Raw genomic sequence first — 26,305 nt, forward strand, 5'->3', positions numbered from 1 at the left:
GTGAACGCGGGCTTCCCTGTTTTCATATCACGTTTAATAGCCGGGGGTTTCGATTTGTTTCTCGGAAACCTCGCCGTACTTTTTGGCAGCTTCGCGGTACTCGGCGGTTTTGCCAATCAGCACCAGTTGAAAATGATCTTTCGGGAAATAGGTCTGAATGATTCGTTTCACGGAATCTACATTCAGAGCATCGACTTTCGCCTGAAAATCATTGATATAGCTATCGTTCAAACCATACGTAAACATCGTAGTCAGCAAACTGGCCAGTTGGGCCGGCGTTTCAAAACGCGGCGGGAATTGACCTTTGACGTAGTTTTTCGCCGAAGCCAGTAACTTTTCGTCGATCCCCTTCGTATACAAACGACCGATGACTTCCAGGGCCAGATCGATGGCAGGAATCGTAGTTTTAGTCGGCGTAAATGTGCGAATGACAAACGTACCACCGGCTTTTTTCATGTCGAAACTACTGCGAACGCCGTACGTGTAGCCGTGATTTACCCGCAGTTCGTCCACCAGCCAGGACGTAAAACGGGCTCCCAGTACTGTATTCACTACTTCAATACCTACGTAATCGGGATTGTTCATGGGCACGCCCTTCTGCCCGATTATGATCTGCGTTTCGGTCGCATTTTCCTTATTGACAAGCAGGACGCGGGATTGATTGGGCACGGCTTTCAGGGCTGGAGGTTGTGTGGCAGCCGTTCCTTTTTTCCAGTCTTTAAATAGCGTCGTCAGCTTTGCTTTCATCGCCGCCGTATTAAAATCACCCACGACCGACACGACCGTACCATTGGGCTGATAGTGCGTTCGATAAAAGTTTTTCACCTGATCGAGCGTAATCCCGCCAATACTCTCGGGCGTTCCATCAGCGGGTGAGCCATAGGGCTGGTTTCCGTAGTAGAAATGATTGAAATACTCACCCAGTACAGCCGAAGGGCGTTGCTTGGCCTGCTTTAATTCAACCAGTAAACGGCTTTTCCGCTTTTCAAACTCGCTGGCATCAAACGCTGGATTAACCAGTACTTCCTTAATCATGGGCCATACCGTTTCCTGATCTTTCACCGCAAAGGAAGACGTCAGCAAGGCCGTTTCCAGCGTAGCGTAGGTACTGAGCTGAGCCCCCAGAAAGTCCAGCTTTTCATCCAGCAGGGCTTTGGGGAAAGACTTGGTGCCAAACTTCAGCGACTCAGCCGTTAGGTTCGCCAGCCCATACTGGGCACCATCGTAAACCGCTCCCGCCGGCAGACCTACCGACACGGCCAATACCGGAACCTCGTGTTGTTCCATCAGCAGCAGCGTCAGACCGTTGGGTAGTACCAGTTTTTCGTAACGGGGGAGTTTAAAATTCTGACTGAATCCCGGAAGAGCCAGTAGTAAAAAAAATAAGATCTTTTTCATGTCGAATGATTATTCAGTTTCCTTCTGCAATACGCCTATCGTCCGATTCGATTTTTTGAAGTACGTTTTCGCGACCCGCTGAATGTCAGCCACTGTCACGTTACGATAGTCCTCAGACGCCGTGAAAAACTTGCGGTAGTCGCCGAAGTAGCGTTCGTACCGACCCAGCGTATTCGCTTTTCCGTTATTGGTCTGGATACTGCGGTAAAAGTCCATTACCTTTTGATTTTTTACCTTCTCCAACTCTGCTTCCGTCACGCCCGTTTTCACGACCTTATCCACTTCAGCGAGCAGAGCGGCTTCCAGGGTATCCGCTGTTTTGCCATCTGAAGCCTGGGCGGTAAAGGAGAACAGGTACGGATCAATGCTGGGAGCAAAACTCGTATAGGCCTCGCTGGCGATCTGCGTATCGACGAGGGCTTTGTACAGACGCGAGGACTGGCCCCGGGATAAAATGGCCGACAGCAAATCCAGGGCGTAATAATCCGGGTGTCGGGCTTCTGGGGTGTGATACGCAATCTGTACGTAAGGTGAGGGTACGTCCCGATTTACCATTACCCGGCGTTCTCCCTTTTGCTCGGGTTCTTTGTTGTGGACGACCGGAGGAGCCGGAGCCAGTACGGGAATGGGCTCGAAGTACTGCTCGGCCAATCGCTTGACATCGGCCAGCTTGACGTCACCGACGATAAAGGTGATGGCGTTATTGGGGGCATAATACGTTTTAAAGTAGTTGACCAGATCTTCCCGTTTCCAGTTTAGAATATCTGACTCATACCCAATGACACTCCACATGTACGGGTGTTGGGAAAAAGCGACCGAAAGCATCGCCTGATCCAGTTCTTCTTCGGGGCTGTTTTCTAACCCGGTCGTATATTCCGAATGCACTACGCCGCGTTCCGACTCAATCATCTTGGGATCCAGAGCCAGATCCCGAATCCGATCCGCTTCCAGATCGAAAATAGATTCCAGAGCGGTGGCCGGGAAAAAGTCCGTATACACGGTCATGTCCTGACTCGTATAGGCGTTATTTTGCCCGCCATTGAATTCCATGACCTGATCGAACTGCTTGGGGCCGTATTTCTTGGCTCCGTTGAACATCATGTGCTCGAAAAAGTGCGACAGTCCGGTGATGCCCTGTTTTTCGTTCCGCGAACCCACGTTCCAGAACAAATACATGTTCGCGTTAGGAATCGAATGATCTTCCAGCACGAAGATTTTCATTCCATTTTTCAGGGTAAACGACTGGACATCTTCCGCTTTTAGCTGAGCGAAAGCGGGGACGCTCAGCCAGAAGGCCAGCCCCCACATACAAAAGCGTTTTAGCATGACAGATAAGGGGAAAAGTGTAAAATAGGAAAGTTACAGGCAAACCTCGCAACGGGGCTCAACTGTATGATGAATGGTTGGGAAAAGGCTACCTACAAGCCTGGAATCCGAAGAATCAGGTTGGGGTCGGGGCAGTTGGCCAGATACATCGCCCGCTCCGACAGGCTGCATACGCCCGGATAATCGCCCGACCATTCCTGCATCTCTTCAATGATCTGAAAATGCAGGTGCGGCGGCCAGTCACCGTTTTCCGGATACGGTCCGAATTCCGCAAAGGGCTCTCCCGCGGCAATGGTCTGGCCGGGCACTTTATCGCGTAACGACGCACGGCTGAGGTGACCGTACAGCGTATGAAAAAGAGTTCCTTCGAGTTCGTGTTGCAGGATAATCGTGGGCCCGTAATCACCAAAATTAGCGTTATCCCGCAGGCTATGAATGGTACCCGTTAGCGGAGCGGAAACGGGCGTACCCGCTTCGGCCCAAATATCGATTCCGAGGTGAATTTCCCGGGGTTCGGTCGTTTGCTGAAAATGTGGACTCCGCCGATACAGAACCCGGTGTTCATTGTAACCCCCGACTCCGCAAAGGGCTCCAGCTTCCTGTATTTCCTGCGTGACGAAGCGGGAAAAATCGGCCGTATCGACGAGTTCCTGTTGCTGTAGAGCCTGATTTCCGGCGGTAAAATCAAGAATTTTTACGCGAAAACGCTGCCAGTCGAAGGGTACTACGGAAGCAAAGGAAATTTGGTATTTAAGAAGCGTATCAGTAAGTTTCATGGATGGCTGTATTTGGCAAGCCCCAAATCTACGTTTATATTTGGGGTGCTACGAATTACCCTGCACTTGATTTAAAGCTGTCCAGCAGCTTTTCAACGGCTTTAGTAAAGTAGCGGTTGCCCGGCACACGTCTATACGAACTCCAAAGTTTACTTAACTTCATTCATCAAAACGAAATCGGATGCCCGAATTTATTAAACCGCCTCAGACGAAACGGATTTTAGGCCACCCCCAGGGCCTTTTTTTGCTTTTCACCACGGAAATGTGGGAACGCTTCAGCTACTACGGCATGCGGGCCGTTCTTACGCTGTATTTTACGCAGGCGTTGATGCAAGACAAAGCCTTTGCGTCTAACTTCTACGGTGGTTATACGTCACTGGTCTATCTGACGCCCCTGATTGGTGGGTATATCGCGGATAAATACTGGGGCAACCGTCGCTCGATTTTGGTAGGCGGACTGGTCATGGCTCTGGGCCAGTTTTTCCTGTTCTGTTCGGGGAGTATCTATGACCAGCCCGGCGGAAATATGCTACTCTACGTCGGGCTAGGTCTGATGATCGTTGGGAATGGATTCTTCAAACCCAACATCTCTTCGATGGTAGGGACGTTGTACGATCCGGCCGACCGGCGGAAAGATGCGGCGTATACCATTTTTTACATGGGGATTAACCTGGGTTCGTTCATTGGACAAACGATTTGTGCCTTGGTGGGAAATACGGGTCGCCCCGAAGATTTCCGCTGGGCTTTCCTCGCCTGTAGCATTGCCCTCTTACTAGGTACCGTTGTCTTTCAATGGGGAAAAATCAAGTACCTCGTCACCTGGAAAGGTGAACCCGTAGGCGAAACGCCCGTTAACTCTCCCGCCGTAAAGTCGGTGTACTGGGTGTTGCCGGTTTTGCTGGTGGTAGGCCTGGGCATGTTATGGTTTGACGTAAACGTGTATCCCATTCTGCTTTGGTTTCCGCTGATTGGTGGCGTCGGTTCACTGGTTTTTATCCTGATGGATAAATCCCTGAATGCGAAAGAAAAGCAACAGGTGATTGTTATTTACATCGTTTCGTTTTTCGTTATTTTCTTCTGGGCTGCTTTCGAGCAGGCCGGTGCTTCGCTAACATTTTTCGCCGATGAACAGGTGGATCGCCAATTGTTTGGCTGGACCATTCCACCGGCATTGTTCCAGAATTTCAACCCCTTCTTCGTCGTCACTTGTGCCCCGATCATGGCTGGCATCTGGACGTACTTAGGTAACAAGGGTATTGAACCCGCTTCGCCTTACAAAATGGCGATTGGTCTGACCTTACTGGCCATTGGGTATCTGATTATGTTACCGGCCGTAAAAGATCCGGTACCGGGTGTGAAGGTAAGTGCGGGCTATCTGGCGGCCTTGTACTTCTTCCATTCCGTTGGGGAGCTTTGCCTCTCTCCCATTGGTCTGTCATTGGTGAACCAGCTGGCCCCGGCCAAGTACAGCTCTTTGCTGATGGCGGTGTGGTTTCTGGCCAACGTAGCGGCCAATAAATTCGCGGGTACGCTGAGTTCGTACTATCCTGAAGCGGGTAAAATTACTAACTTCCTCGGCTATCAAATGGCGAGTCTGTACGACTTTTTCCTGCTGTTTGTGGTGATGTCCGGCGTAGCAGCGGTACTGCTGTTCCTGTTGTCGAGACGACTCACCCGAATGATGTAGACATAGACATTAGTACTTTAAGAAAACAGCTCCGGATTCATCGTCCGGAGCTGTTTTTATTTTCTACGCGTATCACTAAGCTGAATAATCTTCCAGCCCTGGTCAGTTTTATAGAATTGAAAAGCATCCACCCCTTTGTGACTAAATTCCTTATTGGCGTAAAATTCATAGAATGCCCAGGCCGTCGCCAGCCGGTCGTCTACGCGAATTTCACAGGACGTCAGTCGTTCTTCAATGTTCGTGTCCGATGGAATCGAGCCAATGGCCTTGACGAAGGCATCAATACTCTGACTAAGCAGTAAAGGCTGGCCCTGGCGATTAACGAAGGCCGATTGAAGGCGAGCTGAGGGATGAAAGACACTTCGTACGAGGTTGGTATCCTTCTTGGCCATTCCCTCAAAAAGCCGATCCACGACGGCCCGAATCGCAGATTCTTCCGTTTGCTGAGCCTGTACCGAGAAGATACTCAGGCCTAATACACTCGTCAATACAATTTTTTTCATGTTGAAGGGATCCAATGGTTTAACTACCTGGATTTATGTTTGGCCATGTAGGAAAGGTAGCCGACAATTTCGTTAATTTCTTTCGCTTCCAGTCCCAACGTAGGCATTTTCACCTTATTCCGGTACTGATCGGGGTGAGCGATGAAGGCCTTCAGATCATCCGTTTTCCAGTACTCGGTTACACTTTTAGGAAAATTCAGCTCAGGACCAAGCGTACCCCCGACGCCGTTGAGGGCATGGCAGGTTAAACAATGCGTTTTGAACAATCCGTACCCTTTGACGACGGAATCATCGTCTTTCGGCAACAGAGCTTGCGTCTCTTTGGAAGCGGAGGTCAGCGAGATTTTAACCAGGTTATACGGCCACTTATAGGTAGCATCATCACCCGGAACGTCGGTATAACAGATGTAATACGGAGCGATTTTCTTGGTTTCCGAACCTTTCTGCAAGGTCGTCCAGTCCTCTCCCTGAGCAGCATCGTGGTCCCGAACAGCCAGATAGGCTTTTTTGCCCAGTACCTTAGTCAGTGGCATGGAAGGATTATAGCCATCCTCGCATTCAAAGACGACCTGCGTTTCGGCAGGATTGACGCTCCTATACGCCGGTATCTGTTTCAAAACCGTAGCTAAGGGTATGGCATCAAAGGTCTTGTTGCGGTGAAAAACGGGATCATTTGGTACGGTAATTGATTCCGTTGGCCCCAGCTTACCTTTCCACGCCACTAAGTCAATCGATAAGGAATCCGTACTTGCCTTCGGAGCTTGCGAAGTAGAATCAGTTGCTTCCGCCTGCGTCGCTTTCGAAGCGGGCTGGCAGGCCAGACAACCCAGAAAGAGGATAGAAAATAAAGCTCGTTGCATACCGGCAAATATCAGAAAAAAGACGAGATGCTGCGAAGGTGCATAAGGTTTGACGGTTGATTTAAGGTGCAGGTTTGAGAGCCACGAATGTCATTTCTGGTTGCTAGTATTGAACGCTCGTAGCGTTAGGAGCTGATTTTTAGTTTAAGTACTGAATCGAATTTCTTAGTTCAGAAATTTCAGCATCTACCGCTCGTTTTGAGCCTTTAAATTAGAACAGTACTCTAAAATCTTTACAATTTTATTATTCTGATTATCAGTAGCCTATTCAACTATTCTCTACTTTTTCAGAAAAATTCATTACAACCGGGCAACCCTTTCGTCTTACCCTGCGAGTATTTGATTGAAACTAGCCAAAACGTGATTAAAATCACTCCCGCAGAGCTATTGCCCCTTCTACAGGGCTGTGCCCGGAACGAACGAAAAAGCCAGGAGCGACTGTACCGGCTTTTTTATTCGTTCGCGATGAGTATTGCATCACGGTATTGTCCGACGAAAGAAGAAAGTCTGGAGGTAGTCAACGACGGATTTCTGAAGGTCTTTCACGGCATGACGCATTATCAGATTGAAAAACACGAACCCGTACCGTCGTTCGTAGGCTATTTCAAGAAAATCATCATTCACACAGCCATTGATCAGTATCGAAGCAGCATTAAGCATAGTCACCAGGTAAATCTGGAAGAAGGTATTTCCGTTTCCCACACCGAAAGTCCGCTCGACGGGCTGGCTTATGAAGAATTGATTGGATTAGTACAACAACTGACGCCCGGCTACCGGGCCGTATTTAACCTATACGTCATTGACGGCTATTCGCACGAAGAAGTAGCCCAACAACTGGGCATCACCGTTGGCACCTCCAAATCAAATTTAGCAAAAGCCAGACAATACCTGCGGGAGCTGTTAAAACAAAGTCATGAAGAACGATCCTCCAAATATGTCTGATGATCAGCTGGATGACCTGTTCAGACAGGCTGCCTCGGGCTACGAACCGCCGTTCGATCCGGAGGCTTGGAAACGCATGGAGCAAAAGCTCGGCGGGGATCAGTATTTCAAATCGGCAGTTAGACGATTTACGCTCATTGAGGCACTGGTGGTGCTGAGTATGCTGGGCTTATTCTGGTGGGCCAGTCACGGACCTATCCCGGCGAAAATGGGCACGGAGCCCTCAGAAACGGCGGTCGTACGTGCGACCAAGCCCTCTACTCAAGTAGAATCAGTACCAACAACCCAGCCTTCATCCGCTCAGCGTAACCCGGAGGCCTCACCATTAGCTGCTTCGGATTCAGAAAAAGCAATCCGTACAACTAATGAGGATACGTCCGTAAACCGTTCGTCCACCATACGCAAGACTTTAAAGCCAATACACCGTCCAACTACGCCGAGTCGCTACGTTTCCGAAGCTCCATTAGTGGCTTCGGACGTAAGCCCTCGGAAAGCCCGGACTTTTAACTCTCGCAGGCAGTCCATTCCCGACTATTCCAAGCGGCAATCGCGTCGGCGAGAAGAGGAGAACCTGGTACCCAAGTTAGCCGTACCTCAACCTACGGTTTCTGCTGATACGAGCAGTACGAAACTGGGAATAAAGGCATTAACCGCGTTGTCCTGGAAAGCGTTACCGGTTGACCTGGCTTTTCAGGTTCCGGATTTAGAACAGTCCAACGAGCCGGCGGCTTCGGTACCCCAGCCCCAACCCCGCTGGGCCTTACAATTGATGTTGTCGCCAGATTTCACCCGCGTTCCTGGTAGAAGAGCGGCTACGGGCGTCAATACGGGGCTTCAACTGGAATACCGGCTGGCCCCACGCTGGCGAGTAGCAGCCGGAGTTATTTACTCACTTAAAAACTACGCCGCTACCAGTTACGATTACCGACCCTATAAGGGATATTGGACGACTTACCATCGCCCGGACCAGATCGACGCCACTTGCCGGATGCTGGATCTGCCACTCAGTGTGACCTTTGATGCCTGGAAAATCAAACAGAATCAATTTTTCGTGAGTCTGGGAAGTACGTCTTATCTCATGCTACGGGAGAATTACCGGTATCAATATACCACCTATGAGTACGACATCGAAAAAAAGCGTACGGGAAATCACTGGCTGGCCACGGTCAATCTATCGCTGGGTTTCGAACGACCCATTACCTCCCGTTTGCAGTTGCGTATAGAACCCTTCGTAAAAATGCCGCTGGGAGGTGTAGGCTTTGGAAACGTGCGTTTGCGTACGGAAGGTATATTCTTTACGCTTCGCTACCACTTACAAAAGCCAACTATAAAATTCTAGTATACAGAACATTACTAGCTGCTAACCGTCCATTTCCCTCTTGCGTGCAACGCTGCGTTAGCGTTGGCCGTAATGATTCGTAACCGAAAGGCTACTCTGAAACGTATTACCCTTTTTGAACCCTATAACTGTAAACGACATGGCGACGATGGACCGCAAACAATTTATGAGTATGGTAGGTACCGGTATCGGTGCGATTATTCTGCAACAATGCCTTTCGGGCTGTAAAAATGAGAAAGATGATCCCGTAGATCCCGATTCCGGCAATGGCGGTACTGGGGGCGTCAACCTCTCCCTTGACCTGACGAATGCGACGTATTCCAAACTAGCTACTAACGGCGGTTACGTGTATACCAACGGCATCATCGTCGCTCGTACCAATGCGGGCACGTACATCGCCGTGTCTCAGGCCTGTACACACCAGGGCGTTTCGGTGGAGTACCGAACCGGAACGAATGATCTGTATTGCCCCGCTCACGGTTCCCGCTTCAGCACTACGGGTTCGGTGGTACAAGGCCCTGCGAATGCCGCTCTCAAACAGTACAAAACTGAACTTACTGGCACGACGCTACGCGTTTTTGAATAGTCGTTTTTTGTTCCGCTCTTCACCCGTCTTTTGTATGAAAACCTCCGTTTTTTTCTTCCTTCTAGGATTCGTATGCCTGAGTCAGACGGTACGTGCTCAGGACGATGATCTGCTTAAATCGCTGGATCAGCCTACCACCCAAACGTTTACTTCAGCGACGTTTAAAGGTACTCGCCTGATTAATGGTCATACGGTCGAGACCGTCAAGGGTAAGCACCTTGATTTCCTGATTTCGCACCGTTTTGGTCGGCTTAATTCGGGTGTTGATAATTTCTACGGCCTGGATGAAGCTTCGATCCGTCTCGGCCTCGAATACGGTATTACGGATCGACTGACGGCCGGCGTAGGTCGCAGTAATATTCAGAAAACCGTCGATTTGTACCTGAAATACCGCTTGCTTCGCCAGAGTACGCAGGGCTCACCGCTGAGTGTTACGTTGTTTGCTTCGGATGCCATCGTCACCGAACCCACGCGTAGCAACGCCAGTAGCACCCTGTATTATAACAACGGCGAACGCCAGAACTGGACTTTTCAGGCCTTGATTGCCCGTAAATTCAGCGATCGTTTTTCGCTGCAACTCATGCCCACGCTTCTCACCCTGGCGAAGCCCGAACAAGGCCCCAAAGCGATTCCAGCCGTGGGTATTGGTGGACGGTTTAAAGTCAGCAAACGCGTATCGATTAATGCCGAATATTACGCCCGTTTCCTCAGTGAAAGTGACCAGCTAACCGCTCCCGGTGGCGTAAAATCCTACAATGCCGTTGCCGTAGGCGTTGATATTGAAACCGGCGGTCACGTCTTTCAATTACACTTCACCAACTCGCAGGGCATGATCGAGAAGCAATTCCTGAGTCAGGCTACGGGCAATTTCTTCAAAGGAGATATTCATTACGGCTTTAACATTTCCCGCACCTTTAGCTTCGACCGGAAGTCGAAAAAAGACTGGTAATTGCTCATCCTAAATTCTTATCCAGACCATGAAAACGCTTTCATTTCTGTTGGCATTTGCTCTGTCTTTTTCCGCTCATGCTCAACTTTTCCTGACGCAGACGGGCGAAACCCGTTTCTTTTCCAAAACTCCCGTGGAGGACATTTCTGCCGTAAATAAGAAAGTGGGCGTTGTGCTAAATAGTCAGACGGGCGAAATCGTGGTACGCATGGCCATCACGGATTTTAATTTTCCGAATAAACTGATGCAGGAACATTTCAACGAAAACTACCTGGAATCGGAAAAGTATCCGTATGGTCTGTTTCGGGGAAAAGTTCAGAATTTACCCGACCTGACGAAACCCGGAACGTACGACATTTCGGCTCCCGGTAGCCTGGATATCCACGGCGTAAAGCAGGACCGTACGATGAAGGGCAAACTTACCGTACAGGGGGACAAGATCACGCTGCAATCGGATTTACAGGTCGCTCTGGTCGATCACAAGATTGAAGTACCCAAACTCGTCTTCGCCAAAATTGCTGAGGTTATTGATGTAAAAAATCAGTTTGTGTTGCAGAAGAAATAAGGTCTTCCGTTTGGAAGACCATCTAACCCGAAAAGCTGAGGTTTAGGTATCAATAAGAACGTTTTTTTCTGACCTCTCTCAGGCCCTTTTCGGAAAGTTATCTACGAGACTCACGGTATCCAATACTCCGTGAGTCTCGCTGCTTGTGAGACTAAAGTAACGCCTTCAAAGAAAGTTACGAAGAAGCATACGGGCTAAGCAATGTTCGCTGTTGTAGATTACAATCTGAGATTTGCTTGCGGTACCTTGGTGAGGCACGGGATTATAAATCCCTCTCCGATCGCTTTCGGATTGCAAATCCGAAAGAGCCGCTTCTGCATGCCAACTCGCCAGCCCCGGAGGGGTTCCATATCATTAGCCCCGTATGCAATGCGGGGTATGTACAGCCTGGTAGGCACAGCCTACCAACTTAAAAAGTCCGTAGTGAATACTACGGACAACCCGTCCCGCTAACTTTACCGGGTTTTATCCTACGAAAACTGAAAACTGAAAACTGAAAACTGAAAACTGAAAACTGAAAACTGAAAACTGAAAACTGAAAACTGAAAACTGAAAACTGAAAACTCACCTCAACTTATACCAACTCGGTTTTTCCAGTGGTTTTCGTCTTCCATCAAAGGTTTGTTTGGAAGGGCCGTAATACTTTTCCAGGTAATCCAGTACGGCCACTTCCGAGGGTCCCAGATCCCAGAGTTTATGGTATTTCTGCATCCAGCGAATTTTATCTACCCAGCCCGTGCGGGTAAACTTATTCTGCGTAATCAGCTTGCTGGAATGGCAGGCGGTACAATGGGCTTTAATCAGGGGCAGGTTTGAATCAACGGCCAGACCCGTTTCCGGATCCTTCTTCACAGAATCCGCCCACACCCGGCCTGTAGTAGCCTCCGCCGGAATCCGAGTCGTAAAGGCTACGCTCCCCAGCAACACAAATGCGGACAAAATGAGCAGGTATTTCATACGTACGAGTCCTTTGACATTCCCAGTAGGCTGGGGTTAAACAATCTTTACCGCAATCCGGTGGCAGGAATTATTGATGTAGCCTTCTGGATTCCACTGAGGCATGACCATCGGTTGGCTCACCCCTTGCGAGTCCGTTGCCCGGGCCCAGACTTCGTAATAGCCTTTTCGGGGAAATTGTACGTCAGCCGTCCAGTGTTGCCAGGCCAGACGGTTTTTCGGAGCCTGTAGCTGAGCTTTTTGCCAGGTGGCCCCAAAGTCAATCGACACTTCCAGTTTTTTTACTTCCAGATCCCCCGCCCAGGCATGGCCTCGTAGCTTCAGCGTTTTTCCTAGCTCCAGCATCGCTCCGGTTTGGGGATACGTAATGAGCGATTTCACCGGCATTGATTCGATGATACGAAACTGATCTTCCGGCGGATCAACCCCTGGCTCTACGGGTTCAATGGGAACCTTATAGCTCTTGCCCGTCATTTTAGGGCCATCGTGTACTTTATTCCGAACCGCAATCGTATGGAGCCATTTGCCGGATACGGACGCGGGCCAGCCACCGATAACCAGTCGCAAGGGAAAGCCATGCACGACGGGAATGTCCTTTCCGTTCATGGCCCAGGCAATCAGCGTTTCGTCTTCCAGGGCTTTTTTGATCGGTACACCCCGCGAGATAACGACCTTACCCGGCTCCCGACTGGGGTGAATATCTTTTCCGTAGTAACCGATATAGACGGCATCGTCTTTAATACCCGCATCGGCCAATATATCTTTTAGCTGTACACCCGTCCATTCCGCACAGCTGATGCCGCCCTGCGTCCACTGGTTTCCCGAGGTACTGGGAAAGTATCCGGCCCGACCATTTCCTCCACATTCAAGCGTGAGTTGGTAGGTATGAACTTTAAAGCGTTTCTTCAGCTCTTCGAGGGTGTACGTTTTTGTAGCCTTCACCGATTCACCCTTGATGGTGAGCGTCCAGTTTTTGCTATCGATGGTTTCGGGAACGATGCCGTTATTCCGAATAAACATCTTCTCGGCGGGCGTCACGGCATCATCGAGTAAATGAGCCGGGGCTTCCACATTCCAGGGGCGGTCGTTGAGTACCACCATCTCCGGACTTTTCCCTTTCAGGGCTTCTTTATCGTTGTCTACCGGATGTAGTCCCAGGGGTACGTAACCGGCAGGCAGTGCATATACTAGTTCACTGCTCCATACCGAACCCACGACGCCTAGCACAGATTTTTTGAGGAAATTCCTACGGTTATTCACACGCATACTATTTTTATTCAAATTGTCATTCATGAGTTTCCCGAGCCTCTCAGGATCAGCTTTTTCCCTAACCAACCATTTCTCTAGTACTACCCAGCCCGCCTTGATAAACTAAACTCAAAAAACGGTCTTTTTTGAGAAGAATCGACGCCAACTGGTTATTTTTCTTCATTTTCCATCCTATTGTTGCCGTATCATAACCTTACGACAAACGCCTCATCAATCATGCGAGTAGAAGTAGAACGTATTACTGGTTTATTACAAGCGATCTATGACGGAGAAGCCTGGCACGGACCCAGCACCCGTGAAATTTTGACGGACGTAACCGCCGAAATGGCCGTTTATCGTCCCTCACCCCAGGTGCATAACCTAGCCGAACTGGTGGTTCACCTAACCAACTGGCGAGTATTCGCTCTGGAAAAACTAACGGACTCGGTTACTTACGATATTATTCTTAACTCCGAAGCCGACTGGCCCGTCATTAACGAACTGACCGAAGAAGAGTGGCAGGAAAAGCTGGAAAATTTACAGGATACGCAGGACGAATTGCTGGAAACACTCAGTCGTATCCATACGCCCAAACTTAGTGATCCCGTACCCGGTCGGCGGTATAACTATTATACGCTGCTGCACGGTTTACTACATCACGAAGCCTACCACAGCGGCCAGATGGCTCATCTGAAAAAAATGCTCGTCTAATTCTTCCAAGTAAAGCCAGAGACGATCTCTGGCTTTACCTGAAGCAACCTTCCCTTTTGGAACTTATTTCTCTTCAATGATTGCTTTCTGACTCGAAGTAGTGGGTAGTTTCAGCGTAACCGTCGTTCCCTTGCCCACTTGCGACTGAAACTGGATGGTCCCCCCGTGCAAGCCGATAATCTTCTGCACTACGGCCAGACCAATGCCAAACCCGCTCACGTTCGATACCTCATTACTGCGGAAGAAAGGTTCCATCAAATGCGGCAGATCGGTTTCGCTGATGCCCTGACCGTAATCGCGTACGGATAGCGTAATCATCTTTTCCTGACTCAGCAATACCTCTACGGGTCCTTCGGAATACTTGCAGGCATTATCAATCACATTCAGAATACAGGTAGTCAGTAAAGACATGTTCCCATACGTTTCAAAAAACGTGGTCGCATCCTCGGGCAACTGGCCAAAATCGTAACGAATCTGACGATTGGGGTACTTATTGTGCAGATGGGTCAGGGCGTTGGTTACGCAGTCATCCACTGAAATCACTTCCAGCCCCACCAGTCCCTCGCCCGTACGAGCTAAGGAAAGCAAGCTATTCGTCAGCGAGATTAACTGCCGGATTTCTTCCATCGTCGACGCCATCGAAGCCTTGAGTTCCCTGGGATCTTCGTCGTAATCGTGGGAAATCTGAAGGGTACCCAGCATATTCGTCAGCGGTGTACGCAGTTCGTGCGAGGCGTGGGACACGAAACTACGCTGGGCTTCAAACGATTTCTGTAATCGATTGAGCATTTCATTGAAGGTCATGGCCAGGCGGGCAATTTCGTCACGACGGTTCCCTTCGTCGAGCCGTCGGTCCAGGTGCTGCACCGAGATCGTGTCTACCTCGTCCATCGCTTTGGAAATGGGCCGTAAAACCCGACGAGCAAACACGTACCCTACCGCCACCAGCAAAATCACACTTCCCAGATTCCCCCAGAGCATCAACTGACGCAGCATGATCAGACGCGTAAATCCCACCTGGTCGTAGCCCATCGCTACTACGCGGAATACCCGACTCGAGTCCTGATAGACCATCCCTACGGCTTCGTTTTCATCCAAAGCAACGTATACCGGTAGCGGCGTTTTCAGCGTTTTGATGAAATTCAGTACGCCCGACGTAGGTCGACCCCGGCGGTTGGTATACACCATCGTACCCCTTTCGTCAAAAATCATGATGTGCTCATCCACAATGGTAAGCATGTCGCTCTGCATGAGCTGATCGAAAAAATCGTCGAACTGATGCCGACGATTAATCAGCAGACTCGCCGCTGTCTGGGCTTTTTCAGTCAGGCGGGTGCGGAAAATGACCTGCCTGTACAGCGAAAATGTCGAATACAGGAACGTTGAAAATAACCCCAGTACGCCCATAGTCAGAAGCGTAAAGAGGATGATGAGTTTGTTACGGATCAACATGCGAACGAAGCTTTCTCTGAGCCAGAAGACAGAAAGTCGTAAATCCGTACGCAACAGACTTACGACTTTCCTATTGGAATATAAACACGTTTAGAGACCCCTATACCCCCTCTTCCCGTAGCACGTACCCCATACCAATGACGGTATGAATGAGCCGCTGGGAAAAGTCTTTATCGACTTTCTTACGAAGGAAGTTAATGTATACCTCAATGGTGTTGGTGCCGGTATCGAAGTGAAGATCCCAGACTTTTTCGGCAATATCCACCCGGGAAACAACCCGCCCCCGGTTTCGCATCAGATATTCCAGCAGACTGAATTCCTTGGCAGTAAGGTCAATTCGCTTGCCACCCCGGCGGGCTACCTTTTCTTCCAGATCCAGCTCCAGATCAGCCACCTGCAATACATGTTGTGTCATCGGGCCCGCCTGACTGCGACGATGTAGTGAACGCAGACGAGCTAGTAACTCCCTGAATTCAAAGGGCTTCACCAGATAATCATCCGCTCCTGAATCAAGGCCGGTGACTTTGTCCTCCAGTTCGCCCAGGGCCGTCAGCATGAGCACGGGGGTATTGATTCCTTCGTTTCGGATTTTCTTGACTAAGTCAAAGCCATTCACGTAAGGCAGGTTGACGTCCAGAATAATCACATCAAAAGATTCACTCAGGGCCATTTTCTGGCCAATCAATCCATCGTAGGCAACTTGTGCTTCAAAGGCCTCCGCTTCCAATCCTCGTTTGACAAAAGCCGCCAATTTAGGTTCATCCTCTACGATTAGTACTTTCATCGGTATCGTTGGTACATTTTCTTCCCGGAAAGTAGCAATATTTTGATAGAGCATCATCCGTTTCTGCTATTTATTGATTGAATGCATTCAGTAACAGCGAAACCAGTGACCCGATTAGCTTACATTTAATCCAGTCGCTGGTTTGTATTCGTTCCGTGAAAGGTGTTGCTCATTCCCCAACTTCGCTTTCACGTATGGTTCTGTCAACACCTCTTTGTCCTCTAAATGAAGGGCTAAAAAATCAGGTATCTCCCTTCGTTAATCTTTCTAAAAGTCATTCCGACGACTTAGGATAAACCGTTCTACCTTCTGAACTGCCAGGTGATAATTCGCTTTCAGGGCTCCTACCGACGTACCCGTTTGGGTAGCAATTTCTTCGTAGGGCAATTCCTTGAAGTACCGTAATCGGAAAACCATCTGCTGTTTTTCAGGGAGAGCCTCAATGGCCTGTCTTAGCCAAATGGTAACTTCTTCCCCGTTCCAGGTCGTATCTACGTCGGCAAATACGGTTCGATTTTCCATCAATTCTGTATCCGCTGGAACCCCTACCTGGTGTTTCTGTCGGCGTAGGAAATTCAGAGCTTCGTGCGTCGCAATGCGGTACATCCAGCTGAACAGTTGCGAGTCACCCCGAAAATTGGGTAATCCCTGCCAGATCTTGAGTAAAGCGTCCTGCGTAACGTCGCGGGCATCTTCCGGATCGCGAACGTAGCGGCGGATGTGGTAATTCAGTTTACGCTCGTATGCTTTCACGATGGCATTGAAAGTACCGAAGCGATTTTCAGGCTGGAAAGTGACCGTTTGCATAAGAATAGGCAATTGATAGCCGATTGACTGGGTCAAAGTTCCGCTCTGAGCGTTAAGGAGGATTTAAATCAGTATTAAATCGCTATTAAAGTCCGTCTGGAACAACTTTAGTACAAGCCAAGATTTTGATTAAAACCAACCCTACCATGAAAGCAGCAGTATTAGAATCATACGGCTCTGCCGATCAGTTTAAAATCAAGGAAGTACCTACCCCTGATTTTAAAGAAGGACAAATTCTTATTCGTAATGAAGCCTCATCGGTTAATCCAGTTGACGCACTGGTACGGTCAGGCAGTTTGAAACTGGCTTCCGGACTGTTCGGACCACAAATTATTGGCAGCGATTTCAGCGGCACCGTCGTGGCTACCAAGTCCCCTAAGTTTAAAATTGGCGACCAGGTATTCGGCCACGTCAGCCCTATTACGGGCGGGGCCTACGCTGAGTACGTAGCGGTGGATGACAGCGTCGCTGCTCTTAAACCGGAAACTATTAGTTACGAAGAAGCGGGCTCCCTTTCGCTGGTAGCTACGACTGCCTGGCAGGGGCTTGTCGATGAAGGGAAAATTGAAGCGGGCGATCATGTGCTCATCAACGGTTGTACCGGTGGTGTCGGTAGTATCGCCGTGCAGGTTGCCAAAAGCTGGGGGGCTATCGTCACGGGAATGTGCAGCGGGAAAAATCTGGAAACAGCCCGTGAATTAGGTTGCGATGTAGTGATCGATTATGAAAAAGAAACTCTTCCGCCCACCGAAAAATACGATCTGATTTTTGATGCGTCGGGCAAGTTCTCCTTTTCCGAAGTGAAAGGCCACCTGAAAGACGATGCATATTACGTAACCACACGACCAGACGCTAAAGACTTCGGAAGTGCTGTAGAAACGGGTATCGATTTACTGTTTCGGAAACAGATGAAGATGTTTATGGCTAAGCCCAATGCCGAGGATTTGGAAAAAATCAAACTTCTTCTGGAGGACGGACATCTCAAACCCCTGGTAGCCCAAACCTTCCCACTCGAACAAATCGCTCAGGCTCATCATAAATTAGAAGAAGGACATTTTGTGGGGAAAGTGGCGATAAAGATTAGTTAGTTTACAGTTTGGAGTTTAGGGTTTTGAGTTTAGGGTTTTGAGTGGCGACCGCAGCCATTCAGGCTTTCCCTTTGAGGTTCTCAGTTTACAGAACTGGCCTGCGTCCTCGATTGCAATTGGGACGCAGGCCAGTTCTGTTTAATAATCTATCTATCTAAATCTCTCACTTGATATGTCGCATCTAAGACGCGAGACCATCACCGCCCCGATTTATGACGGTCATTCCATGACGGTTATAAATCGGGGCGAGCGATGAGCGGTGTATCCTAAACGGCTGCGGTCAACACTCAAAACCCTAAACTCCAAACCCCTAACGGCCACTGAAAACAGCAAACCGGAAACGGTAAACTACCCTCACTTGCTGTATTTCTCCGAGAATGTCCGGTACAGGCGTTTCTGCTTATCATCCAGATTGATGGATTTACCCTGTACATAGGCCTGCTCCACTTTCGCCGTCCGCATATCCAGAATGTCTCCTGTAGAAACGATCAGGGTGGCGTGTTTGCCTTTTTCCAGGGAACCCACCACTTTATCGATCCCGAGAATTTTGGCGTTATTGAGCGTAACCAGCTTCAAAGCCTCTTCGGGTGTCATGCCGTGACCACCTACCGTACCCGCCAGAAAGGGCAGATTTCGCGTACGCCAGTTGAGTCCGACGTAACCTAAACCTACCGTCAAACCTTTCTGACTGAGCAGATACGGCAGTTTGTAGGGTAGATCCGTGTCGTCGTCCGTACGGTTGGGCAGTCGGTGCGTAGTATTGACGATAATCGGTACATTGTTTTCTTTCAGGAAATCAGCCGCCATGAGTGATTCTTCTCCACCAATGATGACAACTTTTTTCACCCCTTTGGCTTGGGCAAAGCGTACGGCTTCAATGATTTCCTTGCCATAATCGGCGGCGATGTACAGGTTTTTCGTTCCGTCGAACAAACCCCGCATGGCTTCCAGCTTCATATTTACGGGATCATTGGCCGGAACCTGAGCATAGGCAATGGCATCGCCGAAAAACTTCTCCAGCTCCCGGAATTGCTCTTCTCGGCGGTCATTTTTGCCCACGCTAAAAGAGCCCGTTTCGAAGTTGTACCCCCGGCGGAAATAACCCGGCCAGTTGAGATGCACACCGTCATCTTTCTTCAGTACGGCATCTTCCCAGTTCCAGCCGTCGAGCTGCATGACCGAAGACATGCCGGAGATTACGCCACCCACCGGCGTGGCCTGCGTGAGTAGTATACCATTGCCGCGAACGGTCGGAATTACTTCGGAATCGGTATTGTAGGCAATCAAAGCCCGAACGTTGGGCGTGTAATCGCCTACCTCTTCCTGATCGTTAGTCGCCCGTACAGAAGCAATTTCCACCAGACCTAATTGATTGGAAGGCGAAATCAGGCCCGGGTACACGTGTTTTCCCGTTACCGAAATGCTTTGCGTACCCGCGGGCAAGCTCGGCGTACCGCTGCCGACGTACGTAATTTTTCCCTTTTCAAAAATGACGGTTCCGTTCTGGATAACCTCGCCCGTCCCCACGTGAATGGTACCGCCCGTCAGAGCGATGGGATTCGTCTGGGGTTTGGCCGCCGCCTCATTCTGAGCCTGAGCCGTTTTCAATAAAGCACTGAACGCCAGTACTGTGAATAGTATTTTTTTCATATAAAGATCGTTGGAAAGTGACGTTTGAAGGGGTTTTAGGTTTGAACGGGTTTGAATAAGTTTCAAGTTTGAATAGGTGTCAGGTTCGAACAACATATGTCCTTCGCACCTTTTCGTAGCCCCGCTCCCATTTCAAACTTTCTTAAACCCTTTTCAAACTTCAAACCGCATCCCACCTCAAACTAGTTTTAAAAACCGCAGGAACCATCGCAGTTAAACTGACCGAAGAAACGCATGTGGCCTTCTTCTTCCGACAAACCACCGAGCGTATTGCAGTGGAAGTGACGCGGACGCTGTGCCGTGGGGCGTTGCGTAGCGGCACCGCTGGCCTTGGCCGTCAGCAACTTCTGAATCAGACGGTTACGTTCCGTATCGATTTCTTTCCGCAGCGTTTTATCCTTTTCGATGTCAAAATAAATTGCTCCTTCAATGATGGTCTTTTCGGGTTTGGCGTATACCGACAGCGGGTTGTTATTCCAGAGTACTACATCGGCATCTTTACCGGCTTTGATACTACCCAGACGATTCTCGAGGTGCATCATTTTGGCGGGATTCAGGGTTACCATTTTCCAGGCCTCTTCTTCGGAAACACCGCCATACAGTACCGTTTTAGCCGCTTCCTGATTCAGGCGACGAGCCATTTCGGCATCATCCGAGTTAATGGCCGTATTCACGCCCACTTTCGAAAGCATCGCGGCGTTGTACGGAATGGCGTCTTTCACTTCCATCTTGTACGCCCACCAGTCGGAGAACGTCGAACCGTTTGCTCCGTGGCTTTTCATCTTGTCGGCTACTTTGTATCCTTCCAGAATATGCGTAAACGTGTTGATGGTAAAACCCAGCGAATCGGCCACTTTCATCAGCATATTGATCTCCGACTGTACGTATGAGTGGCAGGTAATGAACCGTTTTTTATTCAGGATTTCTACCAGGGCATCGAGTTCCAGATCGCGACGGGGAGCCGTCGTACCTGCTTTTTTCGAAGAACCATTGTATTCTTTCCACTCCTTCTCGTAAGCTTTCGCCCGAATGAAGGCATCCATCATCACCTGCTCCACGCCCATACGAGTTTGCGGGAAGCGTACGCGGGCGGCATCGCCCCAGTTGGCCTGCTTCACGTTCTCACCCAGAGCAAACTTGATGAACTGAGCTTCGGGAATCAGCAGGTTTTCGGGCGTTTCCCCCCATTTCAGCTTGATGACCGCCGATTGCCCACCAATACAGTTAGCCGATCCGTGTAGCAGTTGCGAAGACGTTACGCCGCCTGCCAGTTGACGATAAATGTTCACATCCTCGGAGTTTACGACATCACCCATCCGTACTTCCGAAGTAACGGACTGCGTACCTTCGTTCACCGAGTACAGACCAATGTGCGAGTGCTCATCGAAGATTCCGGTAGTGAGGTGCTTGCCCGTACCGTCAATCACTTTCGCACCCGAAGGCGTAGAAAGGCTCTTGCCTACGCGGGCAATCTTGCCGTTTTGCAATAGAACGTCCGTATTTGGTACGATTCCATCTTTTTCATTCGTCCAGACCGTAGCGTTTTTAATCAGAATCGTTTCGGCTTTGGGCTTTTGTTCGGCACCATACGCCGTAAAGGGGAAAATCAGCTTACCCATCGGAGCCATAGCTTTACGAGCTGAATCCGGACGGGGCCGACCCACGGGCGGAGCCGAACGGTACGTCGCTACGAAGGTCAACGGATTACCCGCCGCATCGAAGCCATCGCCTTTGATATTCTTGCCATCATAGTACGCCGCAATCCGGTTTTCACCCGTTTCCTGTTTGTTGAACTTAAACGAAAGGGTCAGCAGATCGCCCTGCCGAGTCACTTTCGGCGTCACCTTTGCCGTATCCACCAGAATCTGATACGTTGGTTTATCGGTCGTACCTGTAATGTTCAATTTCAGGTTCTGACGTGACCCTACCGCGAGATCATACGAACCCCGGAAATCGCTGGCGTTCATGTCCGTTACGATGTAGCGATTTCCTTTCACCCAGTTTTCGTACAGCGTATTTGATTCGCTGAACAGGCTACCCGAAGAGATCAGAAAATTCGCCAGCATACCCGGCTTTAGACTACCCACCAGATCTTCCACTTTCATCAACTGAGCAGGTACGGAAGTTAGAGCCGCCAGAGCCGCTTTCTCATCCAAACCTGCTTCGATGGCTTTACGAATGTTGGCCAGGAAATCGGCTTTGTTGCGTAATCCCGACGAAGTGAAGCTGAACGTAATGCCTTCCTTCGCCAGTAGACCCGCGTTGGCGGGAGCCATTTCCCAGTGTTTCATCGCGGCTAAATCGACCACGCTGGCATCGAAGGGATCTTCTACATCCAAAGCCGTCGGATACGTTACGGGCAGAATCAGCGATAATCCAGTCGCCTTGATTTCGGGCAGTCGCTGGTACTCATCGCCGCTGCCTTTGATGATGTAGTTCACGCCGAATTCTTTCCCGATTTTTGCCGTACGCAGTACGCCCAGCTTGTCAGTTACTTCAAAAACTTGCGGTAAGGACTGGTTCTGATTGAAGGCTTCCAGCGAAAGGTTCGTTTCCGTCTTGCCTTTCAGCCCTTTGTACCACTGAGCGTCGTAATACGTCTGACGAATCAGGGCTACCGAACCCATGAGTGAGTTGGGATAATCCTGCGTTGACGTTCCTTTGGAGTAGGAATAATGGGCCGAAACGTTGCCTTTCAGCAAAGCTTCCTGATCGCGACCGTCGAGCAGGGCCACCAGTGCGGACGTACCCCGAACGATTCCGTCCTGCGAGTGCGTGATGGCGGAGCCAAAACCGATTTTGCGTAATTCAGCGGCTTCTTTGGCATCCGTAGTGAACACTTCGGCGGCCTTCAGTTCCGGCAGTACCGCCTGATTCCAGCCAAAGGCTCCTTTCTTTTTGGATTCCATCTGCGGTGTTCCGCGGCCCATGCGGCCCGCTTCACGCTTGACTTCGGGCATCCCGTAGGCGGCGTAGCCTTCCACGAACGAAGGATAAATTCGCTTGCCTTTGAGATCAATGACCTGCGTACCCGCCGGAATTTTTACGTCTTTCCCTACGGCTTCGATCAACGCCCCTTTGATGAGCAGCGTAGCTCCTTCCAGCGTAGTCTGGGCATTGGTCACAATGGTTGCATTCGTAAACGCGACCCGATTGGGGCGGTCGTCCTGTACGCCATTCGTGGGGAACGTTGGCGTTTGAGCCATGCTTCGGACGCCGCAAAGGACGAGGCATAGCCAGAAAAGTACTCGTTTCTTCATGGGAAGATGAAGGATGTTGATGTGGAAAATGATACAAAAATCAAAGATAACCTTCTTGATAAAAGACAAAAGAAAGATTATCTAAACCGACGACGAGTAAAAGAAAAGTTGCGACGTCAGGCAGAAGTCCTAATTTTCGTGCTATTTTATATAGAAAAACCAAATTTGAATCGGGAATAAGCAAATCATCTTTGCATTCTTCTCCACAGTAAACTCTCAACACACGTTGTTACGACTTACTGACTTTTAAGCTGGTTACGTTTGGAAACTTGCACCAGCGGCGTCTTTCAATTGAGTACTCCTAACCCCCAAAGGGGTTCAATGCACATAGCCCCGTATGAAATGCGGGGTATCATGTCTTCCAACAAACGCAACGAACCGACGGCCTCTCTTCCATCGGTTCGCTTAACCACTTCCATACATTCTCTATTCTCAAACCATACTTGTCCGGATATATTCCTGACAAGTCATAAAAGAGGCTCCCTGCTTTTGTAGCGTCTGAATCAACTTTTCAAGGCGGGCCAGCAAAGCCTTGCCATCCACTCGCTTTACGTACCCAGGCAATTGATATGCCTGAATATTCGTGAATTCCCAGGGATGAAAATACAACATCAGGACTTTGCGTTTTTGCAAAGTCCGTACAGCCCAGTACCGAAACAGAGCCGGAGGCAGGTTTTTGAACGATAGCCAAAATAAGGGCAATCGCAACAGGGGCGTCGTGGAACTGGGCAATTCGATCAGCTCATCCCGCACGTGTGGTTGCGGATTTTCGTGCAGCAGATTGTACCGTCCGGGTAAGTACGTCGGATTGACGGAAGCATCGTACTGAAACCCATACGCCCGCAATTTCCCCCGATCAAAGGGCTGTAGACGGGGCATACGAAAACCCGTAACCGGCTGCCCCGTCAGTTCTTCCAGAATTTCCCTGGATTGCCGGACATCGTCCATCTCAAAGATGTGCCGGGGTGAATGATACAAAGCGTGTGAAGCGATTTCATGATCGCGGGCCACCGCCTGTAGTAAGTCCGGATTGACCCGGGCGTAGTGACCGGTCGTGAAAAAAGTAGCCTTGATGTTGTACGCCGCCAGCAAGGCCAGTAAGGCTTCGGTTCCTCGTCGGGTCACCTCCATCTGCTCCGAATCGGGTACGGTCTGCCCGTACTCTTCGGGAATATCAAATTCTTCGAGATCAAAAGTCAGCGTAACCGCCTGCATACGTTTCGGATGAATGGTTGGTACGAATGGTTGGCTGCGGAACTGCCTCTACCCGGCGATGGGCGTAGATCCAAATCAGATTTACTAACTCCCGCCAGATCGTTTTATTAGAAAAATCCGTGAATACCAGGTTAGGTTCAGGTTGGACCGGGATAGATTGTATTTCTACCTTTTTCTGCATCAGCTTACACATATACTCGATTTCAAACACAAATGAATTGGTTTTCGTCAGTAGTAAGTCCTGTAGCACTTCACGTTTCAACGCTTTAATACCCGCTTGTGTATCCTTGGTTTTTCGGGACAATAATACACGGTTTAGCATTTTGAGGCCGTACGAAATAACCTTTCGCTTCAGCGGTAATTGTTTGAAGTAACTTTTCGTACGGGCTCCGTACACGAACTGACAGCCTGGATTATCGTGCAAGAGCGAAACCATTTGTACGATGGGTTCAATGCCAAAGGGAAAATCAAGGTCGGTGTACACAATGAATTCACCGTGCGAATACGCTGCCCCCTTCCGAATGCAGGAACCTTTGCCTTCATTCACCGGGTGATTTAGAAAGATAATTCCTTCTTCCTGGGTAATGCGATTGACTTCTTCCGTCTGCAAACGGGTGGAACCGTCATTGGAAAGGATAAACTCAAGTTCGTACGCTGGTAAAACTGCCCGCAGTTCCTGCATACGTTTCAGAATCAGATCACTCCAGCCACGGGCCGGATTATAGCACGGGAGAACGATACTGACTTTCTGAGATTCGGTGCTTACGTTGTTGAAGCCCACGACTAATTAATTCAAATTGTAAAACAAACCAGACCAGCGTGCAGGGGATCACCTTAATGAGATAAGGGTAGAAGAATGTTCTTCGCCACAGGGGCGGATAAACATCGGAAGCCGAGAGAACGGTTAGAAAAAATACCAGTAGCGTGCAGAGAGCCGCCCAACGGGGATACCGTTCTTTTTCAAGTAAAATGTACAGAGCTGCACCTTGAACGGCAATGATATACGTCTGAGCTTCGGCCGCGTGATTAAACAGGATTACCCAGAGCAGTACATAAGCCAGTAAACTTAAACGGGTCGTCAGATTTAAGGGTTGAACCCGTGATTTCAACCAGTAGATACTCCAGGTTGCCGCCAGTAGCAACACGCCCAGGATCTGCACGGTGCTAACGGCCTGAAACGCGGGCCAGATTAGCTTCAGCAAACCCATGACTGAAAAGCCATAGTTTACTTTATAGTCCGCCTGCAAACAGGCAATCCACTGCTGATACACTTCCAGAAACCGATCCCACCCCAGTACTGGCAACGGTAACAGGTTTAATAATAAAAACCAGCCTACCGAACTAGCGATGTACCGACCGGGCCGGGGATAGAAGACAAACAGAGCCGCAAAAATGAGCCCGTAGCCCTTGATACAGAAGGCCAACAGCGGAAACAAAGCCGCTCTACCCGTTTTCCCGTTTTCCAGGTTTGAAAAGGTCAGCAGCCCCAATGCCGTAATGAGCGGATTGGTTTGCTGATAATGCAGAGCGAAACTCAGTTCAATGAAAACAAACCACCAGCAAAATAGCTTTTGTGAATGCGTGATGGGTAGCGAACGAATCGCGTAAAAGAGCACGTAGGAACTGATTACGGTCCAGATTATTAAACCAACCCAGATGGGCAGATAGGAAAACGGACTGAAAAACAGCGTAAAACTGGGATGGTACAGAAAAATATCGAAGTACTCGGAAGGATACTCGACGTAGGGATTCGTACCAGCCAGTACGTGCAGGAAAGACTGCCTGAAAATCAGGTAATTGTTGTAGGACTTGGGGCCTTCAAAAATATGCTGCACACCAATAATTCCGCCAAGCAGCAAAAAACTCAGAAGCACCGTTCCTTCTTTTGAAAAGAATGCTTTGATAGATTTCATAAATGGGGTGAGTAACGAATTGAGCAAATGTATTTTCAGGTCTGATAAATCGCTATTTTTTTTCCTTTAATAAGAATTAAATTATTTTAATGTACTTTTTAATCTAATTCATTTCTAACTTTTAATTCTTCCGTTAAGAACGTCGCTTAATAAGGGCATTCCAACCAAAAAATTCCTATATACGTCTCACTAACCCAGTGCACTATTAGCTCAATCAACCTGAAGCACCTTGCGTATGAAAAACATTTTTATTGTACTTTTCTTAGGAGTATTCTTTCTTACAACTAGT

General features: G+C 49.3%; 23 protein-coding genes. 8 read left to right on the forward strand and 15 right to left on the reverse strand.

Features of this window, described 5'->3' with window-relative positions:
- Positions 1-33: 33 nt before the first annotated feature.
- The 3 genes from BWI97_RS13080 to BWI97_RS13090 all read right to left on the reverse strand — a co-directional run bounded on the left by BWI97_RS13080 (position 34) and on the right by BWI97_RS13090 (position 3,500).
- On the reverse strand, positions 34-1,398 hold the full coding sequence (locus tag BWI97_RS13080; protein WP_102201289.1) for a pitrilysin family protein: 1,365 nt from the start codon (positions 1,396-1,398) through the stop codon (positions 34-36).
- 9 nt (positions 1,399-1,407) lie between these two features.
- Positions 1,408-2,724 carry a pitrilysin family protein gene (locus tag BWI97_RS13085; RefSeq protein ID WP_102201290.1) on the reverse strand — a complete coding sequence of 439 codons (1,317 nt, stop codon included), beginning with the start codon at positions 2,722-2,724 and terminating at the stop codon, positions 1,408-1,410.
- 92 nt (positions 2,725-2,816) lie between these two features.
- Positions 2,817-3,500, reverse strand: a complete 684-nt coding sequence (locus BWI97_RS13090; protein ID WP_102201291.1) for a peptidoglycan DD-metalloendopeptidase family protein — start codon at positions 3,498-3,500, stop codon at positions 2,817-2,819.
- 181 nt (positions 3,501-3,681) lie between these two features.
- On the opposite strand from BWI97_RS13090, the gene BWI97_RS13095 reads away from it, so the two are divergent.
- Complete coding sequence (locus BWI97_RS13095; RefSeq protein ID WP_094815551.1) at positions 3,682-5,187, forward strand: peptide MFS transporter; 1,506 nt, start codon at positions 3,682-3,684, stop codon at positions 5,185-5,187.
- Between the two features lie 56 nt (positions 5,188-5,243).
- On the opposite strand, the gene BWI97_RS13100 is transcribed toward BWI97_RS13095, so the two are convergent.
- Together BWI97_RS13100 and BWI97_RS13105 are read right to left on the reverse strand one after the other, a co-directional pair.
- Complete coding sequence (locus tag BWI97_RS13100; RefSeq protein ID WP_146010930.1) at positions 5,244-5,690, reverse strand: nuclear transport factor 2 family protein; 447 nt, start codon at positions 5,688-5,690, stop codon at positions 5,244-5,246.
- 23 nt (positions 5,691-5,713) lie between these two features.
- A complete protein-coding gene (locus tag BWI97_RS13105; RefSeq protein WP_102201293.1) occupies positions 5,714-6,550 on the reverse strand; it encodes a cytochrome c family protein in 837 nt (278 codons plus the stop codon).
- A gap of 360 nt (positions 6,551-6,910) precedes the next feature.
- Between BWI97_RS13105 and BWI97_RS13110 the strand changes: the two genes are divergently transcribed.
- The 5 genes from BWI97_RS13110 (at position 6,911) to BWI97_RS13130 (ending at position 10,931) form a co-directional block, all read left to right on the forward strand.
- A complete protein-coding gene (locus tag BWI97_RS13110; RefSeq protein ID WP_094815561.1) occupies positions 6,911-7,492 on the forward strand; it encodes an RNA polymerase sigma factor in 582 nt (193 codons plus the stop codon).
- The gene (locus BWI97_RS13115) at positions 7,485-8,831 is read left to right on the forward strand and encodes an outer membrane beta-barrel protein (protein ID WP_102201294.1); all 1,347 of its coding nucleotides are present in this window, start codon (positions 7,485-7,487) and stop codon (positions 8,829-8,831) included. The genes BWI97_RS13110 and BWI97_RS13115 overlap by 8 nt, the downstream gene beginning before the upstream one ends.
- A gap of 115 nt (positions 8,832-8,946) precedes the next feature.
- On the forward strand, positions 8,947-9,417 hold the full coding sequence (locus tag BWI97_RS13120) for a ubiquinol-cytochrome c reductase iron-sulfur subunit (RefSeq protein WP_199182008.1): 471 nt from the start codon (positions 8,947-8,949) through the stop codon (positions 9,415-9,417).
- Positions 9,418-9,451: 34 nt separating this feature from the next.
- Positions 9,452-10,366 (forward strand): DUF5777 family beta-barrel protein, encoded by a 915-nt coding sequence (locus tag BWI97_RS13125; protein WP_233207835.1) that lies wholly within the window; start codon positions 9,452-9,454, stop codon positions 10,364-10,366.
- 28 nt (positions 10,367-10,394) lie between these two features.
- Positions 10,395-10,931 (forward strand): YceI family protein, encoded by a 537-nt coding sequence (locus BWI97_RS13130; protein ID WP_102201295.1) that lies wholly within the window; start codon positions 10,395-10,397, stop codon positions 10,929-10,931.
- Positions 10,932-11,495: 564 nt separating this feature from the next.
- On the opposite strand, the gene BWI97_RS13135 is transcribed toward BWI97_RS13130, so the two are convergent.
- Positions 11,496-11,888 carry a hypothetical protein gene (locus tag BWI97_RS13135; RefSeq protein ID WP_102201296.1) on the reverse strand — a complete coding sequence of 131 codons (393 nt, stop codon included), beginning with the start codon at positions 11,886-11,888 and terminating at the stop codon, positions 11,496-11,498.
- A 36-nt stretch (positions 11,889-11,924) separates the two neighbouring features.
- Positions 11,925-13,181, reverse strand: a complete 1,257-nt coding sequence (locus tag BWI97_RS13140; protein WP_102201297.1) for a sulfite oxidase — start codon at positions 13,179-13,181, stop codon at positions 11,925-11,927.
- 192 nt (positions 13,182-13,373) lie between these two features.
- Here BWI97_RS13140 and BWI97_RS13145 point away from each other — a divergent pair, with 192 nt between their 5' ends.
- A complete protein-coding gene (locus BWI97_RS13145; RefSeq protein ID WP_094808261.1) occupies positions 13,374-13,847 on the forward strand; it encodes a DinB family protein in 474 nt (157 codons plus the stop codon).
- Between the two features lie 63 nt (positions 13,848-13,910).
- Here the strand turns inward: BWI97_RS13145 and BWI97_RS13150 are convergent, their stop codons facing one another.
- From BWI97_RS13150 to BWI97_RS13160, 3 genes are all read right to left on the reverse strand, one after another.
- Positions 13,911-15,299: a HAMP domain-containing sensor histidine kinase gene (locus BWI97_RS13150; protein ID WP_102201298.1), complete on the reverse strand. Its 1,389-nt coding sequence runs from the start codon at positions 15,297-15,299 to the stop codon at positions 13,911-13,913.
- 100 nt (positions 15,300-15,399) lie between these two features.
- Positions 15,400-16,083, reverse strand: a complete 684-nt coding sequence (locus BWI97_RS13155) for a response regulator transcription factor (RefSeq protein ID WP_094808264.1) — start codon at positions 16,081-16,083, stop codon at positions 15,400-15,402.
- Between the two features lie 267 nt (positions 16,084-16,350).
- Positions 16,351-16,890 (reverse strand): RNA polymerase sigma factor, encoded by a 540-nt coding sequence (locus tag BWI97_RS13160; RefSeq protein ID WP_102201299.1) that lies wholly within the window; start codon positions 16,888-16,890, stop codon positions 16,351-16,353.
- A gap of 146 nt (positions 16,891-17,036) precedes the next feature.
- On the opposite strand from BWI97_RS13160, the gene BWI97_RS13165 reads away from it, so the two are divergent.
- Complete coding sequence (locus BWI97_RS13165) at positions 17,037-17,978, forward strand: NAD(P)-dependent alcohol dehydrogenase (protein WP_102201300.1); 942 nt, start codon at positions 17,037-17,039, stop codon at positions 17,976-17,978.
- A 354-nt stretch (positions 17,979-18,332) separates the two neighbouring features.
- Here the strand turns inward: BWI97_RS13165 and BWI97_RS13170 are convergent, their stop codons facing one another.
- The 5 genes from BWI97_RS13170 to BWI97_RS13190 form a co-directional block, all read right to left on the reverse strand.
- Positions 18,333-19,628 carry an amidohydrolase family protein gene (locus BWI97_RS13170; protein WP_102201331.1) on the reverse strand — a complete coding sequence of 432 codons (1,296 nt, stop codon included), beginning with the start codon at positions 19,626-19,628 and terminating at the stop codon, positions 18,333-18,335.
- Positions 19,629-19,816: 188 nt separating this feature from the next.
- Complete coding sequence (locus tag BWI97_RS13175) at positions 19,817-22,888, reverse strand: amidohydrolase family protein (protein WP_102201301.1); 3,072 nt, start codon at positions 22,886-22,888, stop codon at positions 19,817-19,819.
- A gap of 432 nt (positions 22,889-23,320) precedes the next feature.
- Positions 23,321-24,103 carry a polysaccharide deacetylase family protein gene (locus BWI97_RS13180; RefSeq protein ID WP_102201302.1) on the reverse strand — a complete coding sequence of 261 codons (783 nt, stop codon included), beginning with the start codon at positions 24,101-24,103 and terminating at the stop codon, positions 23,321-23,323.
- Positions 24,078-24,785 (reverse strand): glycosyltransferase family 2 protein, encoded by a 708-nt coding sequence (locus BWI97_RS13185; protein WP_233207836.1) that lies wholly within the window; start codon positions 24,783-24,785, stop codon positions 24,078-24,080. Before BWI97_RS13185 ends, BWI97_RS13180 begins: the two co-directional genes overlap by 26 nt.
- A gap of 37 nt (positions 24,786-24,822) precedes the next feature.
- The gene (locus tag BWI97_RS13190) at positions 24,823-26,016 is read right to left on the reverse strand and encodes a glycosyltransferase family 87 protein (protein ID WP_102201304.1); all 1,194 of its coding nucleotides are present in this window, start codon (positions 26,014-26,016) and stop codon (positions 24,823-24,825) included.
- Positions 26,017-26,305: the final 289 nt, after the last annotated feature.

It is taken from the genome of Siphonobacter sp. BAB-5405 (assembly GCF_002872335.1).
In the GTDB taxonomy this organism is placed as follows: domain Bacteria; phylum Bacteroidota; class Bacteroidia; order Cytophagales; family Spirosomataceae; genus Siphonobacter.